This is a genomic window from Kitasatospora sp. NPDC034533 (genome assembly GCF_055575155.1).
On the sequence record NZ_JBVITE010000074.1, the window covers coordinates 16,238 to 37,709 of the forward strand.

General features: G+C 77.1%; 14 protein-coding genes and 1 pseudogene. 8 read left to right on the forward strand and 7 right to left on the reverse strand.

The window, feature by feature from the left end; translation table 11 throughout:
- Nucleotides 1-107: 107 nt before the first annotated feature.
- The 7 genes from ACZ55U_RS33845 to ACZ55U_RS33875 form a co-directional block, all read right to left on the reverse strand.
- The gene (locus ACZ55U_RS33845; RefSeq protein WP_465532460.1) at nucleotides 108-1,055 is read right to left on the reverse strand and encodes a thiopeptide-type bacteriocin biosynthesis protein; all 948 of its coding nucleotides are present in this window, start codon (nucleotides 1,053-1,055) and stop codon (nucleotides 108-110) included.
- On the reverse strand, nucleotides 1,052-2,566 hold the full coding sequence (locus ACZ55U_RS33850) for a nitroreductase family protein (RefSeq protein ID WP_465532462.1): 1,515 nt from the start codon (nucleotides 2,564-2,566) through the stop codon (nucleotides 1,052-1,054). Before ACZ55U_RS33850 ends, ACZ55U_RS33845 begins: the two co-directional genes overlap by 4 nt.
- A complete protein-coding gene (locus tag ACZ55U_RS33855; protein ID WP_465532464.1) occupies nucleotides 2,563-4,491 on the reverse strand; it encodes a TOMM precursor leader peptide-binding protein in 1,929 nt (642 codons plus the stop codon). The genes ACZ55U_RS33850 and ACZ55U_RS33855 overlap by 4 nt, the downstream gene beginning before the upstream one ends.
- Nucleotides 4,488-6,095, reverse strand: coding sequence for a hypothetical protein (locus ACZ55U_RS33860; protein WP_465532466.1), 1,608 nt, complete (start codon nucleotides 6,093-6,095; stop codon nucleotides 4,488-4,490). The genes ACZ55U_RS33855 and ACZ55U_RS33860 overlap by 4 nt, the downstream gene beginning before the upstream one ends.
- Nucleotides 6,095-8,665, reverse strand: a complete 2,571-nt coding sequence (locus ACZ55U_RS33865) for a lantibiotic dehydratase (protein WP_465532468.1) — start codon at nucleotides 8,663-8,665, stop codon at nucleotides 6,095-6,097. The genes ACZ55U_RS33860 and ACZ55U_RS33865 overlap by 1 nt, the downstream gene beginning before the upstream one ends.
- A 150-nt stretch (nucleotides 8,666-8,815) precedes the next feature.
- Entirely contained in the window at nucleotides 8,816-9,871 is a 1,056-nt protein-coding gene (locus ACZ55U_RS33870) for a hypothetical protein (protein ID WP_465532470.1), read from the reverse strand.
- A 153-nt stretch (nucleotides 9,872-10,024) separates the two neighbouring features.
- On the reverse strand, nucleotides 10,025-10,216 hold the full coding sequence (locus ACZ55U_RS33875; RefSeq protein WP_380697135.1) for a thiopeptide-type bacteriocin: 192 nt from the start codon (nucleotides 10,214-10,216) through the stop codon (nucleotides 10,025-10,027).
- Nucleotides 10,217-10,568: 352 nt separating this feature from the next.
- Here ACZ55U_RS33875 and ACZ55U_RS33880 point away from each other — a divergent pair.
- The 8 genes and pseudogenes from ACZ55U_RS33880 to ACZ55U_RS33915 form a co-directional block, all read left to right on the forward strand.
- Nucleotides 10,569-11,273: pseudogene (locus ACZ55U_RS33880) on the forward strand (ABC transporter ATP-binding protein); the annotation flags it as partial.
- A gap of 281 nt (nucleotides 11,274-11,554) precedes the next feature.
- Nucleotides 11,555-12,313 carry an ABC transporter permease gene (locus ACZ55U_RS33885; RefSeq protein ID WP_465532472.1) on the forward strand — a complete coding sequence of 253 codons (759 nt, stop codon included), beginning with the start codon at nucleotides 11,555-11,557 and terminating at the stop codon, nucleotides 12,311-12,313.
- A gap of 33 nt (nucleotides 12,314-12,346) precedes the next feature.
- Nucleotides 12,347-13,645 (forward strand): M16 family metallopeptidase, encoded by a 1,299-nt coding sequence (locus ACZ55U_RS33890; protein WP_465532474.1) that lies wholly within the window; start codon nucleotides 12,347-12,349, stop codon nucleotides 13,643-13,645.
- Nucleotides 13,642-14,937 (forward strand): M16 family metallopeptidase, encoded by a 1,296-nt coding sequence (locus ACZ55U_RS33895; protein WP_465532476.1) that lies wholly within the window; start codon nucleotides 13,642-13,644, stop codon nucleotides 14,935-14,937. The genes ACZ55U_RS33890 and ACZ55U_RS33895 overlap by 4 nt, the downstream gene beginning before the upstream one ends.
- 32 nt (nucleotides 14,938-14,969) lie before the next feature.
- Nucleotides 14,970-16,028, forward strand: coding sequence for an LLM class flavin-dependent oxidoreductase (locus ACZ55U_RS33900; protein WP_465532478.1), 1,059 nt, complete (start codon nucleotides 14,970-14,972; stop codon nucleotides 16,026-16,028).
- The gene (locus ACZ55U_RS33905; RefSeq protein ID WP_465532480.1) at nucleotides 16,025-17,083 is read left to right on the forward strand and encodes a hypothetical protein; all 1,059 of its coding nucleotides are present in this window, start codon (nucleotides 16,025-16,027) and stop codon (nucleotides 17,081-17,083) included. Before ACZ55U_RS33900 ends, ACZ55U_RS33905 begins: the two co-directional genes overlap by 4 nt.
- Nucleotides 17,080-18,762, forward strand: a complete 1,683-nt coding sequence (locus tag ACZ55U_RS33910) for a hypothetical protein (RefSeq protein WP_465532482.1) — start codon at nucleotides 17,080-17,082, stop codon at nucleotides 18,760-18,762. Before ACZ55U_RS33905 ends, ACZ55U_RS33910 begins: the two co-directional genes overlap by 4 nt.
- A 96-nt stretch (nucleotides 18,763-18,858) precedes the next feature.
- The gene (locus ACZ55U_RS33915; protein ID WP_465532484.1) at nucleotides 18,859-20,388 is read left to right on the forward strand and encodes a nitroreductase family protein; all 1,530 of its coding nucleotides are present in this window, start codon (nucleotides 18,859-18,861) and stop codon (nucleotides 20,386-20,388) included.
- Nucleotides 20,389-21,472: the final 1,084 nt, after the last annotated feature.

Here is a 21,472-nt window from a genome sequence, read left to right on the forward strand (position 1 = left end):
TTTCTGCCTCGTGAGCGCTCGGTGCTCACGTGCTGCTGCGCAGGCGGAGAACGGGCCTCTGAGTCGGGGGGCCGGCACCGGACGTCTCCGGGTTCGGCGGGCCCAGTCTAGGTTCGCCCGGTGGCGACCGGCAGTCCTGACGCATGGTCAATAACGGCCAGGCGCAGTAGGATTCCGGCCAGCTGGGACTCCGCGGCGAGGCCGAGGCCGAGCCGGTTGTGGGCCATGTGCAGGTGGGAGGCGAGGATCTGCCGGGCGCGGCCGGGGCCGAGTTCCCCGCTGAGGGCGGCGGTGGCGGCGGCGAGCCGGCGGGTGAGCGGGGACCAGCGGTTGGCCTCGCCGGCGGCGAGCCGCCGCAGGGCGGACGCGCAGGGCCGCAGCGCCTCGGCCTTGGCGTCGAGGGTGGCCGGATCGGGCGGCGGGGTGTCCAGCAGGGCCCGCCAGCCCGCCGTGTTGGCGTGCAGGAACTCCTCGCGGTCGGGCCAGGCGGGCAGGGCGGCGGCGAGCAGTTCGAGGCCGTCCAGCAGGGTCCGGGCGCGGCCGGAGCGCCCGGCCCGGGCGGCGCAGGCGCGCAGGCAGACCACGCTGGAGACGTGGAACAGCTGCTCGGCGGCGGCCATCGCGTCCGGGCCGCCGTAGCGGTCCACCTCGGGCCGGTAGTCGGCCCGGTGGACGCCGGGGGCGAGCAGTTCACCGGCCGGCAGGCTGGTGCCGTACTCGCCGAGGGCGGCGAGCGGGGCGGCGAGCTCCGCGTAGCGGGCGGGGGTGAGGCGGCCGTCGGCGGGCAGCGCGGCCTCGATCTCCGCGAGGCCGCGCGCCAGTTCGGCCTCCACCTGCGCTGCCCGCTGCTCGGTCAGGTCGGCGACGCGCAGCCGCAGGTGCGGTCCGTGCTGCCAGTAGCGGAGGTAGAACCAGGGGCGCGGCGTGCCGTCGGCGGCCGGTCCGGCGAGGCGCAGCGCGCCGGGCACGCACGTCAGCAGGACCTGTTCGACCGCCGCCGGGTCCGCGGTGGGGACGTGCAGGTGCCAGCTGTGCCAGCGCTGTTCGCCGGTCATCCGCGCAGGTCCCAGAGCGGCCCGGTGTACCGGGGGGTGCCGCAGACAGTCATGAAGACCGGGACCTCCTTGCGGTCGAGCCCCAGCAGGGGCTGTAGGTGGTGTTCGTCGTAGGAGCGGGCCGGCCGGGCGATCAGTCCGTGGGCGGCGGCGGCCAGGCACAGGCCGTGCGCGGCCCAGCCGCACCACTGGGCGGCGAGGGCGAGCGCGGCGGGGCCGAACTCCTCGATCAGCGCGCCGGTTTCGGCACTGTGGACGTACAGGACGCAGGCGTGCCGCAGGGCGATGCCGGTGTCCGGGGCGTCGGGCCGTGCGAAGCCGGGTTCGAGGCGGGCGGGCAGGCCGGGGCCGGGCCGGTGCGCGGTGAGCCGGCCGCCGGTGAGGCGGTAGGCGCCGTCGGGCAGGCCGGCGACGCCCTGGAGGACCACGGTGCGGCGGATCCGTTCGGCGACGCGGGCCGTCACGGCGTCGGGCGGCGGGACGGCGGCCCAGGCCAGCAGGTCGCGCAGGGCGCGTTCGGCGACGGGCGCCGGGCGCAGGGCGAAGCCGTACCGGCGGCCGGGCACCCGGCCGGCCGAGCGCCGCCACAGGACGTCGGCCCAGCTGGGGCCGGGCGTGTCGGCGAAGGCCGGGAGGCCGGTCAGCGGGCCGGCCGGGGTGCTGGTGCGGCAGCGGCTGAGGGCCCGGCAGTCCTCGGCGTCGGGGTCGGCGGCGGTGAAGCGGGCGCGGTCGGCGGGGGCGGGGGCGCAGCCGGGCAGCGGCCGGCCGGGGCCGGGTCGGTGGGCGGTCAGCGCGACGGACAGCGGGGCGCTCCAGCGGCCGGGGCCGGCGGCGGCGAGCAGCCGCTCGGCGGGCGCGTGATCGGCCTCCAGGCGGCCGGGCACGCCGAAGGCCTGCGCGGTGACGGCCCAGGCCCGCAGGTTGACGCCGAGTTCGGCCTCGCAGACCGCGAAGCGCAGGCTGCCGTAGGCGGCGGGCAGGTCGGAGTAGCGGGCGGCGAGCACCAGCCGGGTGCGGTCGTCGGCCTCCTCGCCGGCCGGTGGGGAGGTGAGGTCGACCAGGGCCCGCCGGTAGGGGTCGAGGTAGCGGCGGGTGCCCGGGCCGCCGAGCAGGGCGTGCACCGGGTGGCGGGCCCGGCCGGAGGCGGTGCCCCGGTGGTCGGGGAACTGGTGGTCGGGCTCGCGCCGTTGCAGGCCGAAGGCGGTGGCCAGGGCCGCGCCGAGCGGGTCGGCGCCGTGGTGCAGCGGGCCGGGGAAGGCGGATTCGGCGAGCAGGTCGTACAGGTCGCCGGGCAGCGGGGTGCCGGTGGCGCCGAGGGCGTGCGGGGGCGGCAGGTGGGCGGTGGTCGGGGCGGTGTCGTCGATGGCCCGCTGTTCGCCGAGCAGGCGTTTGCCGGGGCCCTGCCGGTAACCGAAGGCGAGTGCCTCGGCCGGGCCGGGTGCGGGGCTGGCGCCGGATGCGAGGCGGGCGCGGGGTGCCGGGTGGGCGACGGGCGCCGGGCGGGCGGTCACGGGAACGGGTGGGGGTCGAAGGGCAGGTCGCGTTCGTCGGCGTGCAGGGTGGCGAGTAGTCGGGGCAGTCCGGCCAGCCGTTGCTGGGCGTGGCCGAAGCACATCGGGACGATGCCGGGCACCACGGCCTTGACGGCGGTCATGCCGTGCGCGGTGTGCTCGGGGGTGGACTGGTCGACGATCAGGATGCGCCGCAGACCGGCCGCCTCGTACAGCCCGGCGACGTGGTCGAGGGCGCCGCGGACGTCGCCGCGGGCGGCCCGTACCAGGCGGTGCGGCCAGTCGGGGAAGGCCTCGGCGGCGGTGGTGAGCGGCCCGCCGAGGACGCGCTCCACCCGGGGCAGCAGCTCCGGGAAGGTGTAGCGCCGCCAGTGCTCGGCGATGGTCTGGATCGACCAGGGGTCGTCGACGGTGTGCTCGTACGCGGCAGGGTCCCAGGCCAGGCCGCCGCTGACCATCTGGGTGAGCTCCCACAGCGCGGCGCGGACGGCCTGTTCCGGGTCCGGGTGGCAGCCGGCGGTGCTGAAGCTGGCGGGCAGGGCGCGGCGGCGGTGGACGGCCAGGGCCCACACGGTGGGCAGTTCGAGCTGGTCGGTGATGACCAGCAGGTGCACCTCGTAGCCGTGCTCGTCGGCGAGGCGCAGCATCATCCGGGCGGCGGGGTCGCGGATCGTGCCCGGGTCGAGCCGGGGCAGTGGCCGGGCGCGGTGCCAGGCCAGCAGGAACGCGTCGCGCTCGGCGAGTTCGAGCAGGGCGTGCAGGGCGGCCTCCTCGTACCCGGAGCCGAGGGCGCTGCCGCTGGAGGACTCCAGGAAGCAGTTGCGTCCGGCCTCGGGGCCTTCGCCGTACGGGCGCAGGTCGTAGCGGTAGCGGAAGAAGCCGATCTCGGCGGGGACGAGCCGGGGCGGGCCGCCGTCCAGCGGGTGGGACCAGACCCAGTCCAGCCGGGTGTCCGGGGTGTAGCGGCGCAACCGGCTGTGTGGGGAGGCGAGTTGGGCCTCGGTGTGGTGGCCGAGGGTCATCGGGTCGAGGGCCGCGTCCCCGAGTTCGCGGTGGGTGGCGCCGGGGAGGATCGGCGCGTGGTGCGGGTAGCCGGCGGTGCGTTCGTACGCCTCCAGGACGGAGACGGCCTCGGCCTCGCGGAAGGACGCGGCGCGGCCCATTCCGGCGGGGGTGCCGGCGAGCAGTTCGGTCTCGGTGATCGGGAAGGTGCCGGCGGCGTGCCGGGTGGTGCGGGTGATCGGGCCGAAGCGGGGGTCGGCGAGGGCGGCGCGCATCCGGGCCGGGTCGAGGCCGAAGGGGGCGGCGGGGCCGCGCAGCGGCAGCGCGGCGGGGGTGGGCCGGGGTGCGGTGGGGCGGGCGGGCGGCGGCGCCGGGTCGGTGAGCAGCGCGGGGGCGGGGTCGCCGCAGACGGGGCAGCCGTGGTCGCGGGCGACCCGGTGGCGGCTGATCCGGCCCTGCGCGGTGACGGCGGTGGTCCCGCCGGGCGCGGCGGGGCGGGCGGCGAGGTTGGCCAGCAGGGCGTCGACGGCCGTGGCCAGCCAGGGCGGCGGGGCCCCGGCCCCGCGGCCGGCGGTGGGCCGGGGCGGGGGCGTCTCGCGTTCGGCGCGGCGGCGGACGAAGCGCTGTTCGGGGTCCAGGGCGCGGGCCCGGTCGGCGCGTTCGGCGCAGCCGGCGCAGCCGCGCCCGCCGGCCGGGGTCCACAATGGGCCGATGAGGACCTCGTGGGCGGTGAGCCGCACGGACAGCAGGGCGCGGTCCTCGGCGCGGGCCCGGTCGAGGGCGGCGCGCTCCCAGCCGGCGTTGTGGCCGCGGCGGGCGGCGAGCAGGACGGCGGGGCCGAGGGTGTCGGCCCAGTGCTGCCAGGGCCAGGAGGCGGGCAGTCCGGGGCCGAGCAGCGGGGCCGGGCGCACGGTGGTGGTCACGCGCACCACACCCGTCCGGCGGTGGCGGGCAGCGGGCCGAGCACCGGGTCGTGGCGGCGGGCCACGGCGCGCAGTGTGCCGCCGCGTTCGGCGAGGTGGCCGGCGAGCTGGGTGAGCGCGTCGTCGGCCTGGGCCGCGGTGAGCCGTTCGACGGGGGTGGCCGGTCCGGCGGCGGCGAGCCGGGCCCGGGTGCCGGGGTCGGCCTGGGCCTGGGCGGCGGCCGCGGTGAGGGCGGCCTCTAGCGCGGTGCCGCGGTCCGTTCCCCAGGCGGCGGCGCGCAGGTGCCCGGTGGCGTCGACGGCTTCGGCCAGATGCCAGCCGGTGGTGGCGAGCCGGCGGACGGTCAGGGTGGTGTCCCGGTGGAACCACTCCTCCAGGACGCTCCACATCGAGCGCTGCCGGGCACTGTCCAGGTCCTCCCAGGCGACCGGCACCGGTGCGGCGAGGGCGGGCCGCAGCAGGCGCAGCGCGCCGTCCAGCAGGAAGCGGGTGGGGCTGCTGCCCGCCGCGGGCACGGCGTCGGCGGGGTGCGGCCCGGGCGGGTGGTCCTCGGCGGCGAGGGCGCGCAGGGCGTGCAGGACGGCGTCCAGGACGGCGGCGGCGCGAGTGCGGCCCCAGGCGGCGAGCGGCTCGCCGCCGAGCGGGCGGACGGTGGCGAGGGAGACCGGCAGCTGCGGCAGCGGGCCGTCGTCGCCGGGGACGACCAGCCCGGTCCAGGGGGCGGTGAGCGGGGCGAGCGTGCCGAGGACGGCGGCGGCGTCGGGGACAACGGTGTCGGGGGCGCCGGTGGCCGGGGTGGTGTCCTGCGGCGGCGGGGCCAGGGCCGTCCACTCCGGGGCGGGGTGCTGCGGCGGGCTGGGGAGCCGGCTGGTGGTCAGGTGCGGGCCGTGGATCAGCAGCGGGCCGAGGCGGTCGGGGCCGCCGAGCAGCCGGTCCAGGGCGGCGTGGGCGGCCAGCGACCCCGCGAGGGTGGCGCTGAGCGGGGTGGGGGCCGCCTCGTGCGGCCGGGCGTCCATCCAGGCGGCGATCCGCTCGGTGAGGGCGGCGGGCTCGCCGCCCTCACCGAGCAGGGCGTACCGCTCGTCGGTGTGGACGGTGACCGTGCCGGTGTCCCAGCGCAGGGTGAGGGCGGGCCGCCCGGCGTCCTCGGCGGGCAGGTCGGTGACGCCCGCGCCGCGCAGGGTGCGCACGGCGGTGCGGGCGGCCGGGCCGGTGCCGAGGACGGTGACGGCGGCGGCGCGCAGCGCGGCGAAGTCCCGGTAGGGGTCGGGGCTGCGGCTCTCCAGGTGGGCCAGGACGTCGGCGTACTCGGCGGCGGTCCGCGGGTCGGGGGCGGGGACGGTGAGCGCGTCCAGGTCGAGCAGCACGCCCTGGTGGAGCAGCCGGCCCAGTACGTGGGCGAGGACCGGGCGGGCGGCCGGGTCCCCGGTGGCGGCGGCCAGGTCGTCGAGGTCGGCGCCCTCGGTGAGCGGGCCGAGCAGGCCGTCGATCAGCTCGTGCAGGGCGGGCGGGCCGGCGAGGACGAACTCGCGGCCGCCCTGGGCGACGTACAGGCCCTGCGGGACGGGCGCGTAGTGGGTGTCGGGCCGCAGTTTGACCCTCATCAGCGGTCCGCCTCCCGGTCGACCTCGACCGCCCACTCGAAGGCGTGCGCGCCGTTGCGCACCGCCGGCAGCGCCTCCTCGAAGTAGCCGCGGTGGCGGCGTTCCATCAGCCGGGGCAGCACCCGGACCATCAGGGCGCTGGCCAGGTCCACGTACTGGGGCTTCTCGCGGCGGCGGGCGGCGATGATCTGCTCGATCCTCGGCGCGGCGCTGTCCTCGCCGGGGCGTACGAGTCCGGGCAGGCGCCACAGCGGGGTCTTGACCACGATCTGCTCGGGCACGTCGTGCCGGGCCCGCCACGCGGTGAGGGCGAGCAGGTCGGCGACCTCGTCGACCGGGGAGCACGGTACGGGCAGGTCCTCGCCGGGGTACCAGCGGCGGCGCTGGAGGACGCAGTCGCCGGCCACCAGCCGGGGGAAGTGCGCGGTCGGGGCGGTGCCGCCGGGCGGGCCGGCGGCGCGGTGGGCGCGTTCCACCGGGTCGAAGGCGACCAGGCTGGGCCCGTGCAGCCAGGCGGCGACCAGTAGCGGGGCGGGCTGGGCGTCGATCCACTTCATGCCGAGGGAGAGCACCCGGATCGGCCGGCCGTCGCCGTCCAGCAGGGTCAGCCGGTCGGCGGCGGGGTCGTGGGCGAGCCGGGCCCGGGCCCAGTCCCGCGCGGTGAGGCGGCGCTCCAGCAGCGGCAGCCGGTGGTTGAGGTTGCTGCCGTGCAGGCCGTGGTCCTCGACGGGCTGCTCGCCGTGCGCGCGGTGCAGCCGGTGGAGGCGCTCGCGCAGCCGGTCGCGGAAGACCCCGTCCCGGTCGGCGGTGGCCAGGAAGCGGGTGGTGAGCTGCCCGGAGCCGGGGTAGCAGGCGTTGACCACCAGCCGGCCCGCGCCGGCGGGCTGGATCAGCAGGCCGTACGAGGGGCTGCCGGCGGCGCACTCCTCGGGCAGGCCGTCGGCGAGGGCGGCCAGGTCGGCGGCGGTGCAGCGGGCCTCGGTCAGGCCGTCGGCGCGGGAGCGCTCCAGCAGGTCGGTGAGGGCGGCCTCGGCGTGCGCGCGGGCCCGCTGGAGCCGCGCCAGGACGCCGTCGGCGCCGGCCGGGTCGTTCTCCAACTCCCGCTGCCGGGAGCGGACTTCGGCGACCAGCTCGGGGGCGTGGTCGAGCAGTGGGGCCTGGCCGCCGGCGCCGAAGCGGTCCGTGAAGGCCCGCACCAGCAGGGCGCGCACGTCGTGGTGGCGGTCGAACAGGTGCAGGAAGCGGGCGACGGCGGGCAGTTCGCCGAGCGCCCGTTCGTGGCCGCGGGCGCTGACCCGGGTGGGCGGCAGCAGGTGGTCCTCGTTGACCCGCAGCCGCACCGGGACGGCGCTGAGGGTGTTGAGTTCGCGGCCGCCGCGCTCGATGCGGCTGAGCGCGGCGACCCGTTCGGGCAGCGTGCCGCGGGCGGCGCGGGCGAGGTCGGCGCCGATGCCGTCGAGGAGCGCGGCGGCCCGGCCGTGCCCGGGGGCGAGCGCGGCGGCGGCCTCGGCGAGCAGGGCGGTGCTCTGCTCGTCCAGCAGCGGGGCGGGCACCAGGATCTGCGCCCGGACGGCGGCGGCGACCAGGGTGGCGGCGGCCTCGGCGGGGACGCCCAGGCGCCGGGCGGCGGCCCCGGCCAGCTCCCGCGGCGTCAGCGGGCCCATCTCGGCCAGCCGCAGCAGCACCGTCAGCTCGCGGTTGAGCTCGGCGGCCAGCATCCGGCCCTGGCCGTCGCCGTGGTGGTGGAAGCGGACCCGGTCGCCCTCGACGCGCAGCATCGGGTTGCGGGCCAGCAGCGTCGCGGTGGTCCGCTCGGGGTGCTGGAGGATGCCGTTGACCAGGCCGGACAGCTGCGGCTGGTCGAGCCTCAGCAGGCTGCGGGCGTCCCGCCGGGGGAAGCGGGCCTGGTCGAGCGGGATGCCGTCGTCGGCCCACTCGGCGAAGCCGACGGCGGTGAGGCGGGCCAGCGGGCTGACCCGGACCACGGCGCGGGCGTAGTGCTGGACCAGTCCGCGTTCGGACTTGCGGTCGCGGGCGGAGGCGCGGCCCGCGGCCCTGCGGTAGCGCTGCACGGCGTCCAGGACGTGCGGGGAGTTCAGCGCCAGCGACAGCAGGAACGGCTCGCTGCCGAGGGCCTCGGCGAAGGCGGCGCGCTCCTGGGCGAGGAACGCCGCATGCCCGGCCCGTACGGCGGTGCGGGCGAGCCGGCGCCGGCCGTCGGCGTCCAGCCAGGCGGTGACCGGTGCGGGAAGCGGCTCGGGCCACGGCCCCGGGCCGGGATCGCGGTCGTTGTGGACGGCCCGGCGCAGGTGCAGCAGCCGGTGCCGGTCGGCGCCTCCGGCCTGCGCGATCGCCTCGTACAGGCTGTCGCGGGCGGCGTCGGCGAGCCGGGCGCAGCGCTGCTCGGACTCGGACAGCGCGCTCAGCGCGGTGCGCAGCTCGGGGCCGGCGAGCCGCCGGCCGGGGGTGGGGTTGACGCGCAGCATCACGCTGTCGGCCAGGACCCATCCGTCGGCGGGCGCGGCCGGGCGCGGCGGGGCGGCGGGGGCGGGTACGGCGAAGGTGGGCACGGGGAAGCGGCCTCTCTGGGAACGGGACGCGGCTGCGCGAGGGCGCGCGGCACCGGCCGCGCGGCCGGCGGCCCGGGAGCGGGCCGCACCGGACCGCGGGCGGGCGGGACGAAGGGGGGAGGCTGGCGACCGCCGGAAGCGGGGGGACGGTCAGGACGCGGCGAGCTGGCCGCGCCGGGCCCGCATCCGTTCCACCGACGTGGCCCCGGTGAGCGCGTCCGCGGCCTCGGCGAGGCCGTAGCAGAGGTAGTAGCGCTGCATGGGGGTGATGCCGAAGCAGGTCAGGGTCGGGTACAGGGTGTTGAGCAGCAGCCGGTAGGCGTTCTGCCGGTAGTTCTGCTCGGCGGCCTGCCGGTTCTCCAGGTAGGCGGCGATGAAGTCGCTGCGCACCGGCCTGCCGAGCGGGTACTCCATGGGGCCGACGGCCCGGTGGATGGCGTCCTCGTTCAGGACGCCGTGCGCGCACGCCGCCTCGGCGGTGCCCCAGATACGGGTCAGCGCCCTCTCCCAGCCGCGCAGCAGCGGGCTGTCGACGTCGCGGGTGAGCGCCTCGGTGAAGCGCTCCGCGTCCTGCCGGTAGCGCCGGGCGTAGATCGCGCGCAGGTCGGTGTGGTTCCCGGTGGCGGAGCAGACGCCCTCGACGTGGGAACGCAGGGCCAGGGTGCCGACGGGGTAGCCCTGGGGGTGGGAGCGGGCGACCAGGGCGAGGACGCGGGCGAGCTGCGGCAGCAGGTCCTCGTCGGGCAGGGCGGCGGTGTCCAGGACGCAGTCCAGGTAGGCGTCGGCCATCAGGTCGCGGGTGAGCAGCAACGGGGCGGAGAAGCGGGCCGCGTCCTCGTCGGGTCCGCACTCGACGTGGCCGTGCGGGTGCAGCGGCAGCGGGTCCTCGCGGCGGTTCTCCCAGCGGCCGAGCTGCTCGGCACGGCGCAGGTAGTCGCTCTCGGCGGGGGGCCGCGCGCTGAGGTCGGCGGCGGCCTGGCGGGCCTGCTCGGTGAACTCGGCCAGCACGGGCGGCCGGTGCGGGTAGGAGCGCACCAGCACCCGCAGGTGCGAGCCGTGCAGCCAGCCGCGGCGCAGGTGCACCACGGGGAGCTGCTGCGCGTCCCTGAGCAGCCGCAGTGGCGTGTCCAGGGCGCGCAGCAGGTCCCGCGGCTGCGCCGAGTGGTCGGTGATCCGTACGGCCGTGCCCGGGCCGATGGTTTCCATGGCGTGTCTCCCGGAGGTACGCGAGGCGACCGGTGCGGCTGAGGCCGCGCGGTCGTTCGCAGGTGGCCGATGGGCTGTGCGTGGCGCTGTCCAGGGTCAGTGCGGCGCTCGGGCCGGCTGCCGGGCGGTCAGCGCCTCAGCTGCTGGGCCGGGTCAGCAGCAGGAGGTGGACAGCGAGCCGGAGATGCCGTTCAGGTCGGCCTCGCCGAGGACCTCCTCGCCGTCCGGGGTCACGGTCGGGTAGACGATGATGATGGACGCGCCCATGTCGGGCAGCGCGACGCCGTCGCCGGCCTCCAGGACCTCCAGCTCGGTGACGTCGAAGGCGCCGAAGTCGATGCTCATGCCGATCTCCTCTCGGTTCGTCCGAGGACGCCGGTCGTCCTCGCAACGGCAATCAGCTTCCGGGGCGGCGGTCGCACCGGGCAAGCGCTCGGCGCGGCATCAAGTTGCCGGGCGCCCGCGGGTTTCGGCGGGGGCTTGAGCGGCGTTCGAGGGGCCCTTGAGGCGCCGTGGGCCAGCGGAACGGAGCAAACCGGACCATTTCCCGCTTGCAGTTTGCTGCCAACGGGCCCTTTGGCGCCCCGTCACCCCTGGACGGCACCGGGGCCGACCTCGCAGAGTCGGGGACCGACCTGGCGGCGCACCCGCGGCCGCGGCCCTCCTTCCGCCGATCCGGCCGGGCCTCCTGCTCAGAATCGGAGCCATCGTGATCCAAGCCCAGGCACTGACCCGCAGTTTCCGCACCCGCTCGGGGCCCGTCCAGGCCGTCGCCGGCGTCGACCTGTCGGTCGCCGAGGGCGAGGCCGTCGGCTTCCTCGGCCCCAACGGGGCGGGCAAGACCACCACCGTACGGATGCTGTGCACCCTGCTGCGGCCCACCTCCGGCACCGCCACCGTGGCCGGGATGGACGTGGCGCGCCAGCGCGCCGAGGTCCGCCGCCGGATCGGCTACGTCGGGCAGAGCGGCTCCGGCGGCGACCACCGCGCCGGCGACGAACTGCGCACCCAGGCCCGGCTCCAGGGGATGACGGCGGCGCAGGCCGCCGAGCGGGCCGCCGAGAGCGCCGAGCGCTTCGAGCTGACCGAGCTGCTGGACCGCCCCTGCGGGCGCCTGTCCGGCGGCCAGCGCCGCCGCCTGGACCTCGCCCTCGGCCTGGTGCACCGGCCGCGGGTGCTCTTCCTCGACGAACCGACCGCGGGCCTGGACCCGCAGTCCCGGGCCAACCTCTGGGAGCACCTGCGGGCGCTGCGCGCCGAGCAGAACCTCACCGTCTTCCTCACCACCCACTACCTGGAGGAGGCGGACGGGCTCTGCGACCGGATCCTCGTCATCGACGGCGGCCGGATCGTCGCCGCCGACACCGCCAAGGCGCTGAAGGACCAGATCAGCGGTGACGTGATCATCCTGGAGACCGAGCAGATCGGCGACTGCGCCGCCACCGCCGCCCGGGTGCTGCCCGACTGCCGGCCGGACGTGACCGCCGAGCGGGTCCACCTGCACTGCGCGTCCGCGCAGCGCAGGCTCCCGGAACTGCTGAAGGCGCTGGACGCGGCCGGGGTCGCGCTCAGCTCGGTGGAGGTGAAACGGCCCAGCCTGGAGGACGCCTTCCTGCGGCTCACCGGCCGCTCGCTGCGCGAGGAGAGCCCCGCCGCGGCGTCGGCGGTCGCGGGGGTGGCCCGGTGAGCACCCTGCGCACCAGCCTGATCATCTTCCGCCGCTCGCTGCGGTTCACCCTGCGCAACCCCGCCTGGGTGATCATGAGCCTGGTCCAGCCGCTGCTCTACCTGGTGCTGTTCGGCCCGCTGCTGGCCAAGCTGGCCGCGGTGCCCGGCTTCGGCGACAACCCCTGGCGGGTGTTCGTCCCCGGCCTGCTGGTGCAGCAGAGCGTCTTCGCCTCCGCCTTCGTCGGCTTCGGCGTGATCGCCGAGATCCGCTCCGGCGTGCTGGACCGGATGCGGGTCACCGCCGCCGGGGAACTGGGCCTGCTGCTCGGCCGGGTGATGCGCGACGCCGTGGTGTACGCCGTCCAGGGCGGCCTGCTGGTGCTCGGCGCCGTCGGGCTGGGACTGCGCGCCTCGCTCGCCGGGGTGGTGCTGTCCTTCCTCGTGCTGTGCGTGCTCGGCCTGGCGATGTCCGCCCTGTCGTACGGGCTGGCGCTGCGCATCCCCGCCGAGGACGTCTTCGGGCAGCTGATCAACGCGGTGACCCTGCCGACCCTGCTGCTGTCCGGGGTGCTGCTGCCGATGACGCTCGCGCCGGGCTGGCTCTCCGGGCTCTCCCGGGCCAACCCGCTGACCCACGTGGTGACCGGGGTCCGCGAGCTGTTCGACGGGCGGCTCACCTCCACCGCCACCCTGGCCGGCGCGGCGGTCACGCTCGGCCTGGCCGCCCTGACCGTCTGGTTCGGGCTGCGCTCGGTCCGCTCCACCGACCGCTGACCGCCCCGAGCCGTGTCTGAGAAGGGAACCCCCGTGCCCCTCGGTACCACCGCACCGCCCGCCGCCGGGCGGACGCTGCGCCACCGGCTCGGCAACGGACTCACCGTCGTCCTGCTGCCCGACCTCGAGGTCCCGGCCGTCGCGGTCGCCGTCGCCTACGACGTCGGCTACCGCAGCGAGGCCCGGCCGGGCTTCGCCCACCTCTTCGAGCACCTGATGTTCCAGGGCAGCTCCTCGCTGCCCAAGCTTGGGCACGCCGAGCGGGTGCAGGCCGCCGGCGGCGCCTTCAACGCCGTCACCCAGCGCGACCACACCTGCTACTACCAGGTGGTGCCGGCCGAGGCACTGGAGCTGGTGCTGTTCCTGGAGGCCGACCGGATGCGCGGCCCCCGCATCACCCCGGAGACCATCGCCAACCAGATCGCGGTCGTGGCCGAGGAGATCAACCAGAACTTCCTCGGCCGCCCCTACGGCGGCTTCCCGGCCTTCACCCTGCCGCCGGTGCTGTTCCGCGACGAGGCCAACGCCCACAACGGCTACGGCGACACCCGCTCGCTCAGCGGCGTCACCCCCCAGGAGTGCGAGCGGTTCTTCGCCGACCACTACACCCCCGGCAGCGCCGTCCTGGCGATCAGCGGCGCCTTCGACCCGCGCCACGCCCTCGACCTGGCCGAGAAGCACTTCGGCGCGCTGCCCGCCCGGCCCCGCCCGCCGCGCCGCGACCACGGCGAACCGCCGCCGCGCGAGGGACGCACCCACACCGTCGGCGACCCGCTGGCCCCGGCCGCCGCGGTCGCCGTCGGCTGGCGCTGCCCTGCCCCCGGCACCCCCGAACACCTGGCCGCGCTGCTGGTCGCCGCCCTGCTCGGCGACCCCCAGCACGGCCGGCTGCGCCGCACCCTGGTCCGCGAGGGGCGGGCCACCCAGGCGGCGGTGCTGCCCTCGCTCACCGGCCAGGCCTTCGACGCCCGGGACCCGGAGGCCCTGGTCGCCACCGCCGTCTGCGCACCCGGCCGCACCCCGGGCGAGGTCGCCGCGCTGATCCGCCACCAGCTCACCCTGCTCGCCGGGCCGGGCGGCTTCGACGCGGCCGAACTCGGCCGCGCCGTGCGGCGGTTGAGCGCCACCTGGTACTCCGAGACCGACCCGGTCGCCGCCCGGGCCCGGCGAGCCGCCGCCTTCGAGGTGCTGTACGGCCGGGCCGAACTGGTCACCGAACTGCCCCGGCTGCTGGCCGCCGTCGACACCGGCCGGGTCCGCGCCGCCGCGGCCGCGCTGGCCGCCTGCCCGCCGGCCGTCCTCACCGTCGAACCGGCCGGAGGCCGCCCGTGACCACCGCCCCCGCCACCCCCGCCGCCACCTCCGTCCTCGTGGTGCCGCGCCCGGCCGCCGCCCGCCCGCCCGCGTACCTGGAGCGCACCCTGCCCAACGGCCTGCGGGTGCTCGCCGCCCGCCGCGCCGCCGTCCCCGTCGTCGAACTGCGCCTCGCCCTGCCCTACGGCGGCGAGAGCCCCGAGCACGCCGCCGAGGCCGAACTCCTCGCCGCCGCCCTGACCTGCGGCGCGGCCCGCCGCGACCGCGCCGCGGTGGACGAGGTGCTCGCCGGCTACGGCGGCAGCCTGCGCGTCGAGGCCCGCCCCGAGCGGCTCAAGATCACCGCCCGGCTGCTGAGCGAGGGCCTGCCCACCCTGCTCGACCTGCTCGCCGACCTGCTCACCGGCACCGCCTTCCGGACCGCCGACGTGGAGGCCGAGCGCGCCCGGCTGCTCCAGCGGATCCGGCTCGCCGGCCGGATGCCGCAGTACGCCGGCCGCGCCGCCCTGCTGCGGCACTGCTTCGGCGAACACCCCGCCGCCCGGGAGACCCCGGACGCCGAACTGGTCCGCGCGGTGACCGTGGACACCCTGACCCGCCGCCGCGCCGAGGGGCTCCTTCCCGACGGCTCGACCCTGGTCCTGGTCGGCGACCTGACGCCGGAGCGGGCCCTGGACGCCGCCGCCCTCGCCCTGGCCGACTGGACCGGCCCCGGCCCCGCCCGCGAGATGGCCAGCCCCCCGCAGGTCACCGGCGGCCCGATCGCCGACGTGCCGATGCCCGGCCTGCGCCAGGCCGAGGCCCGGCTCGCCGCGCCCTCACTGCCCCGCACCGACCCCGGCTTCGCCGCCCTGCACCTGGCCGAACTCGTCTTCGCCGGCTACTTCTCCTCCCGGCTGGTCCGCTCCCTGCGCGAGGAGGCCGGCTACGCCTACAGCGCCCGCTGCGCCGCCGTCGAGATCGGCACCACCGCCGTCAACCTCGTCCAGTTCGGCGTCGACCCCCGGCACCGGGACGAGTCGCTGGAGCGCACCTTCGACGTGCTGGCCCGCCTCAGCGGCGACCGGCCGCCCACCCCGGCCGAGGTCGAGGCCGCCGCCGGGTACAGCGCGGGCATCCGGGCGATCTCCCTGGCCACCCAGATCGGCCTGGCCGACGCCCTGCTCGACACCGCCGTGCACGGCCTGCGGCCGGCCTGGCTGTCCGCCTTCCCGGCCTCCCTCGCGCGGGTGACCGCCGACCAGGTCGCCGAGGCGGCCCGCGTCCACCTCGACCCCGGCGCGTTCACCGGCATCGTCCTGCAGCCCTGAATCCCCGCCCCACCGCCCCCGGAGGTACCCCCGTGCGTTTCGGCCTGTCCTTCCTGCCCGACTCCACCCCGGAGACCAAGTCACCCGCCGCGTACTACGACGAGGTGCTGGCGCTGTCCCGCTACGGCGACCAGGCCGGCCTGGACTACGTCAAGATGACCGAGCACTACCTGCACCCCTACGGCGGCTACTGCCCCAGCCCGCTCACCTTCCTCACCGCCGTCGCCGCGCAGACCACCGACATCCGGCTGATCACCGGCTGCGTGCTCCCGGTCTTCCACCACCCCGTGCAACTCGCCTCGCACATCGCCATGGTGGACGCGATCAGCCATGGCCGGCTGGAGGTCGGCTTCGCCCGCGCCTACCTGCCGCACGAGTTCCACGCCTTCGACGTGCCGATGGACGGCAGCCGGGCCCGCTTCGAGGCGGTCGTCGCCGCCGTCGCGCGGATGCTCCGGGAGGAGGGCGTCGACGAGCGGACCCCCTACTTCACCCTGCGCAACGCCACCGTGCTGCCCCGCCCCACCCGGCCGGACGGCCCGCCGCTGTGGATCGCCGCCGTGCAGTCCCCCGAGAGCTTCCGCCGGATCGGCGAACTCGGCCACGGCCTGCTGATCACGCCCACCGGCCGGGAACTCGACAACACCATGGTCGAGCTGTACCGCCGGACCCACAGCGAGCACCACCCCGACTCCGCGCCGCGCGTGATGGCCAGCCTCCCGCTGGTCGTCGCCGAGACCGACCAGGAGGCCCGGGCCCTCGCCGACCCCCACCTCAACCGCTACCTGGAGGTGTGGAGCTCCGCCCTCGACCCGTGGGACGAGACCGTCTCCAAGGACTACCACCAGTACACCGGCCTGGCCGCCTCCATCCGCACCCTCACCGCCAAGGACCTGCGCGCCAACGGCAGCGCCATCGTCGGCTCCCCCGAGCACGTCGCGGAGCAGATCGGCCGCTTCCAGGAACGGATGGACGTCGACGGGCTGCTCTGGCAGGCCGACTTCGGGGACTTCGGCGGCGCGCCCGCGCTGCGCAGCACCGAACTGTTCGTCGAGAAGGTCCGCCCGCAGTTCCCCGGGACCGCCCGGTGACCACCACGACCGCCGACACCGTGGCGCTGAACGCCACCGCCGTGCTCCGCGACGGCCAGGTCCGCTACCAGGTCACCGCACCCGACCGGACCCGCAACCTCGCCGTCACCGCCACCGCCACCGTCCGCACCCTCGTCGCCTTCAGCGCGCTCGGCCCCGCCGGCCGCGACCGGCTCACCGCCGCGCTGGCCCGCCGGCTCGGCCTCGGCCCCGCCGAAGCCGCCGTCACCGCGGGCCTCGGCAGCGGACTGCTGCTCGCCGCCCCCACCGCCGCCGACCCCGTCGCCCCGGACCCCTCGGAGGCGGTGCGCCACGCGCTCGGCGCACCGCCCGAGGGCTACGCCGAGGCGTTCGCCGACCTCGCCGCCCTGCTCCCGCTGCTCGGCCCGCTCGACCGCGGCCACGACATCCGGGCGCTGCTCACCGTGGCCTTCACCGACCGCCACGGCAGCGGCGGCAGCGCCCCGCTGGTGGACTGCGCCGCCGACCTGCTCTCCGTCGTCCACCGCCGCTCCGGCATGCTCGACGCGGGCGGCGCCGAGGAGTTCGGCCCCGCCGACGGCTCGCTCACCGCGCTGCTCGCCGCCCGCGCCGCCGCTGCCGCCGCCCTGGCCGAGCGGCTCAACGGCGCGGGGCCGGGCCCCGCGCCCGAGCTGCCCGCCCGCTTCCGCGAACCGGACGGCGGCTACCAGCTCCTGACCACCCCCCACGACGGCACGCTCGCCCTGCACGGCGCGGGCACCGCCGGCAGGCCGGCCGACCCCGCCCCCTACCCCTGGTACGAGGCCCGGCTCAGCCACCGGCCCGACACCGACACCCTCGCCGTCACCGACCAGGACGGCCGCCCGCTCACCGCCGCCTGCCCGCCCCGGCTCCCCGCCTGGCGGCTGCCCGCCCCCGTCCAGGTCGCCGCCTGGCTCTCCGGCGCCACCCGCCTGCGGATCGACCTGCCTGCCGCGGGCCCCGACCGGCCCCGGATCGGCCGCGTCCTGCTGGGCCCCGGCGCACCGGCCGCCGGACCCTGGCTGATCGACTGCGGAAGCCCGGCCAGGTGACCCGGCTCAAGCTCCGGCCCGGCTGCCACTTCGCCCCCGTCCCGCAGGGCCTGCACTGCTCCTTCCGGGGCACCGCCTTCGTCGTCCGCGGCCCCGCCGCCCTGTTCGAGGCGCTCGACCGCCGGCTCGGCCCGCTCACCGACGGCGCCGACCCGGCCGACCTCGCCGACGGACCGTCCGGCCCGCTGCTCGCCAAGCTGCTCCCGGTGCTCGCCGGCCGAGGGCTCCTGTTCGACCCGGACGCGGCCGGCGGCCCGCCGCCCACCGACCCCCGCCACGAGGAGATCGTCGCCCACCTGGAGGAACACGCCGAGCAGCCGTACGCCCTCTACCACCGCCTGCGCCGCACCACCGCCACCGTCACCGGCACCGGCCCGGCCGCCGACGCCGCGGCCCGCTCCCTCGCCCGCCTCGCTGTGGGCAGCGCCGCACCGCCCGGCGGACCGGCGGAGGTCACCGTGCGGATCCTGCCCGAGGGGGCCGCCGCGGACGCCGAGCACCCGTCAGGGGCCGAGCGCCCGTCGGCGGCCGACCGTCCGTCAGGGGCCGACCGTCCGTCAGGGGCCGACCACCCCCCGCCACAGGGCGCCGTGCCCCCCGCCGTGCTCCCGGTCTCCTGCGGGCCCCGGCACGCCGTCGTCGGACCGGTCCTGGACGACCCCGCGCGGATCGCCGACTTCCGGGCGGCGGCGCGCCGGGTGGCCGGCTGGCTGGCGGTGCTGCCGCAGGGGCCGGCGCCGATGCCGGTGGGCGCGGTCCTCGCCGGGGCGCTCGCCGCCCGGCGCGTGGTCGACCGGATCACCGGCCTGGCGCCCGTCGACGGGCTCCTGGTGGTACACGGCCCGACCGCCGACGTGGCGCCCGTCGCCCTGCCGGAGCCGGCGGCCGCCACCGGCTGGCAGCCGCTCGACCCCGACGAGCCGCCCGGCGACACGGACCCGGCCGTCCTGACCGAGCCGTGGCGCGGCCTGGGCCACTGGCCGGACCAGGCCGCAGCCGAACACCGCCGGCCGGTCGCCGCCGTCACCCTGCGCCCGGTCCTCCCGCCGGGGGCGCCCCCGCTGACCGGCTGGGGCGAGGACGCCACCGCCGCCCGCCGCCACGCCCTGCTCGCCCTGCTCCGCCAGTACGCCGACGCCTCCCCGGCCGAACCGGACGGCGCGGGCACGAGGGACCGGGCGGAGCAGCCCTGCGCCGGCACCACCCCCGCGCACGCCGCCCTCGACGGACTGCTCCGCGCGCTGACCCCCCGGACCCTGGAGGCCCCCGGCCGGGCCCTGCCGCCGTCCGCGCTGGAGCACCCCACCGCCCGGGCCCTGCACAGCGCACTCGCCGACTACCACGGCCGCCGCTTCGACCTGACGGCGCACCGGCTCGGCGACGGCGCCTGGCACCTGGCCGACGCCCGCGGCCCGGACGGCGCCGTGCTCGCCGCCGAGTGGGGCCCGAGCCCGGCGTCCGCCGCCTACGCCGTCCTCGGGACGCTGTTCACCGCGCAGAGCACCGGCGGCACCCACCCGGTGGCCGGCACCTGGTGCGTGGAGCACCTCACCCCGCCGGCGCTGGCCCGCGCGCTGCACGCGCTGTCGGCCGAGCACCGGCTGACGCTGCGCCGACTGCCCGCCGACCCGGTCCTCGGCCCGCTGCCGTGGACCTGCGCCCGGCTGCGCCTGCACTGACCGTCGACCGGCCCGGCCTTTCTGGCCGCCCGGCCCTCCCGGCCCGCCCGACCGGCCAGGCCCTCCCTGCACTCCCGACGACCTACGGAGCCCCGTATGCCCACCGCCCCCGAGCCCCCCACCCCAGCGGAGGTGCTGCGCTTCGCGCTCGCCCAGGGCCCGCTCCGGGGCCTGCTGCTGGACCCGGTCGCCGTCGACGAGCGAATCGCCACCACCGCGCTGCTGCCGCCCGCGGCGGCCCGCGGCGGCGACCTCCGCCCGCTGCCGGCCGGTACCTTCCGGCTGCTGGAAGGCCTGCCGTTCGGCGCGGGCCGGCCGGTGGAGCATCCCGCCGACGGGGACCGGCTCGGGCACCTCCTGGTGGCCGCGCTCGGCCTGCAACGGCGCGAGCCGTCGAACCCGGCGAACGACCACCGCGCGGTGGCGTCGGTGCGCAGCAAGTTCCCGGTCCACGCGCTGGTGGTGGGGGCGGACGGCCGGGCCGGCTACCTCGACCCGTACCGGCACGCCCTGGTGGCGGTGGACGCGCCCGTCCCGCCGGAGCTGCGGCCGCCGGGGGCGGCGGTGCGGGTGGTGCTGGCCGCCCGGCTGACCGACCTGCCGACGCCGTACGGCATCCTGCGCCGGGCGCTGGGGGACCTGGAGCTGGGCATCAACCTGCGGGCGGTGCTCACGGCCGCCGAACTCTTCGACTGCCCGGCGACGGTGCAGAGCACCGGCCCGGAACCCTCCGCCGCCCAACGGCTGCTGGCGGACAGCGGTCCGGGCTGCTGGTCGGTGCCGGTGGTGGTGACCCTGCACGGCGTGGCGGGCCCGGCGCCGTTCGGCACCACGGCCGGCGAGCGCCCGGTGGCCGCCGGACCGGACGCGCTGCTGTCCGCCTCGGCCGCCCACCCCAGCCTGACCGGATCCGAGTCGGTCGCCGCCCCGCGCCGCGACGCCCCCGGCGTCGTCCCCGCCCCGGCCACCGCGCTTCCAAAGTCCGCCGAGCCGGAGGTGCCGGACGGGCGGGCGTCCTGGGCGGAGGTGCTGTGGAACCGCAGCGCGGGCCGGGTACCGCTGCCCCTCACCGGCTTCTCCGTCCGCCCGGGCGCCTGCACGGCCGCCGAGGTGGAGTCGCTGGCGGCGTGGGCGGGCGTGCCGGTGCCGCCCGGCCCGCTGGCGCCCGTCCGGGAGGCCGTGTCGGTGCACGTGGTGCTCCAGCACACCGAGGGTCTGCCGGACGGCCACTACCGGCTGGCGCCGGACGGTGGGCTCGCCCTGGTCCGGCAGGCCTCGGGCCTGGCCGCGGAGCTGGAGGAGGGCTTCGGCTATCCGCTGGCCCCGGGCAACGACAGCGGGGTCCGGCACGCTTCGTCGCTGTGGTTCTGCACCGTGGATCCGCGGTGGCTGATCGAGCGTCAGGGGCCGGCGGCCTGGAGCCTGCTGCAACTGGCCTGCGGCTGGCTGGCGCACGGCCTGAGCCTGGGCGCGGCCGCCCAGACCCGCTTCGCCCGCCCGGCGCGTTCCTTCGACGAACACCTGGTCGCCCGTCTCCTGGGGCTGCCGGAGGGGGAGTATCCGGTCCTGCTCACGGTCTGCGGCCGCACCCGCTACGCGGAGCCGTACCTCGACCTGCGCGTCTGACCCCGGCCCGCCAAAAGCCACACGGTCGAGAGGCCCCGGCGCCCGTTGTTCCCGTCTACCAGGGTCGTGAGCGAGGCCGATGCGGAGGGCGTCCTCGAAGTTGGGAAAAGTTCAGGGCCGGATGGCGACGTCGCTGGAGCGTCCTGCCGGATCGACCGAAGGCCGATGACACCTCTTGTTCCCGCTGGCCGGTCATTCCACGGGGGATGCAACTACGATCCACGCCAGGGCAGAATGCTGGCCATGCCGATTCAGGGGCCACCACGTCATGGGCGTCACCCGCTGAAACCCATATGCGGACGCCCGACGACAAAGGGCACACCGTGCCAACTGCCGGATGAGATTGGCCGCGGCGGTGGCTGTCGGTATCACAACACATCAGAGGACCGCAAAAGGGTCGTGGCCGCCGCGAAAGACGCGGCGGCCCTCACTGCACAACGCCGACACCGGGTGATGCGTGGTCAGACGATCAGACGGCTGGCCGTTCTCGCTTTGGCGGTGGCAGCGGTCCTCTGGGGAGCGGGTTCGTGGGGTTGGAACGCCTGGCAGGAGCACTCTCAGGAGGCCGCTTGCCGCCAGCACCGCAAGGAAGCTGATCGGCTTGATGAGGAGACGCGGAACACGGCGATTCCGTTGGTCTCGGTGCTCGACCCTGCCGTTCTCGATCTACACCTTCACCCTTTGTCACCGTCGCGGTTGTCAAGCGGTGAGGTGTCGGACGAGTCCGCGATCATGGCGGCCTACAGACGAAAGCGAGCCCAGGCCGGGAATGCCGCCCAGGTAGTACTTGACCACAGGGTTTGTTTCGACGCCCGCACTGTGGCCCGCGCCACCTCTATCACCATGTCCCCGACGCAGGCCCGACAAGTGGTCATGCCCCATGCCTCCACCTGCCGGGACGGCTGGCAGTCGGACTCCGTCGGTAGCCGAGGCGCCTGTTCACATCACGGGGGCATAGCGCCCGGAAGCCCTTGGGCAACCCTGCTCTTCTAGTACTGCAACGGTGCTTACCGTGACGTTCGTTGGGTTCGCTCGTTGGGCTGTTCATGGGTGGGGACATATCCGAGGTCGATGCTCGTTTCTG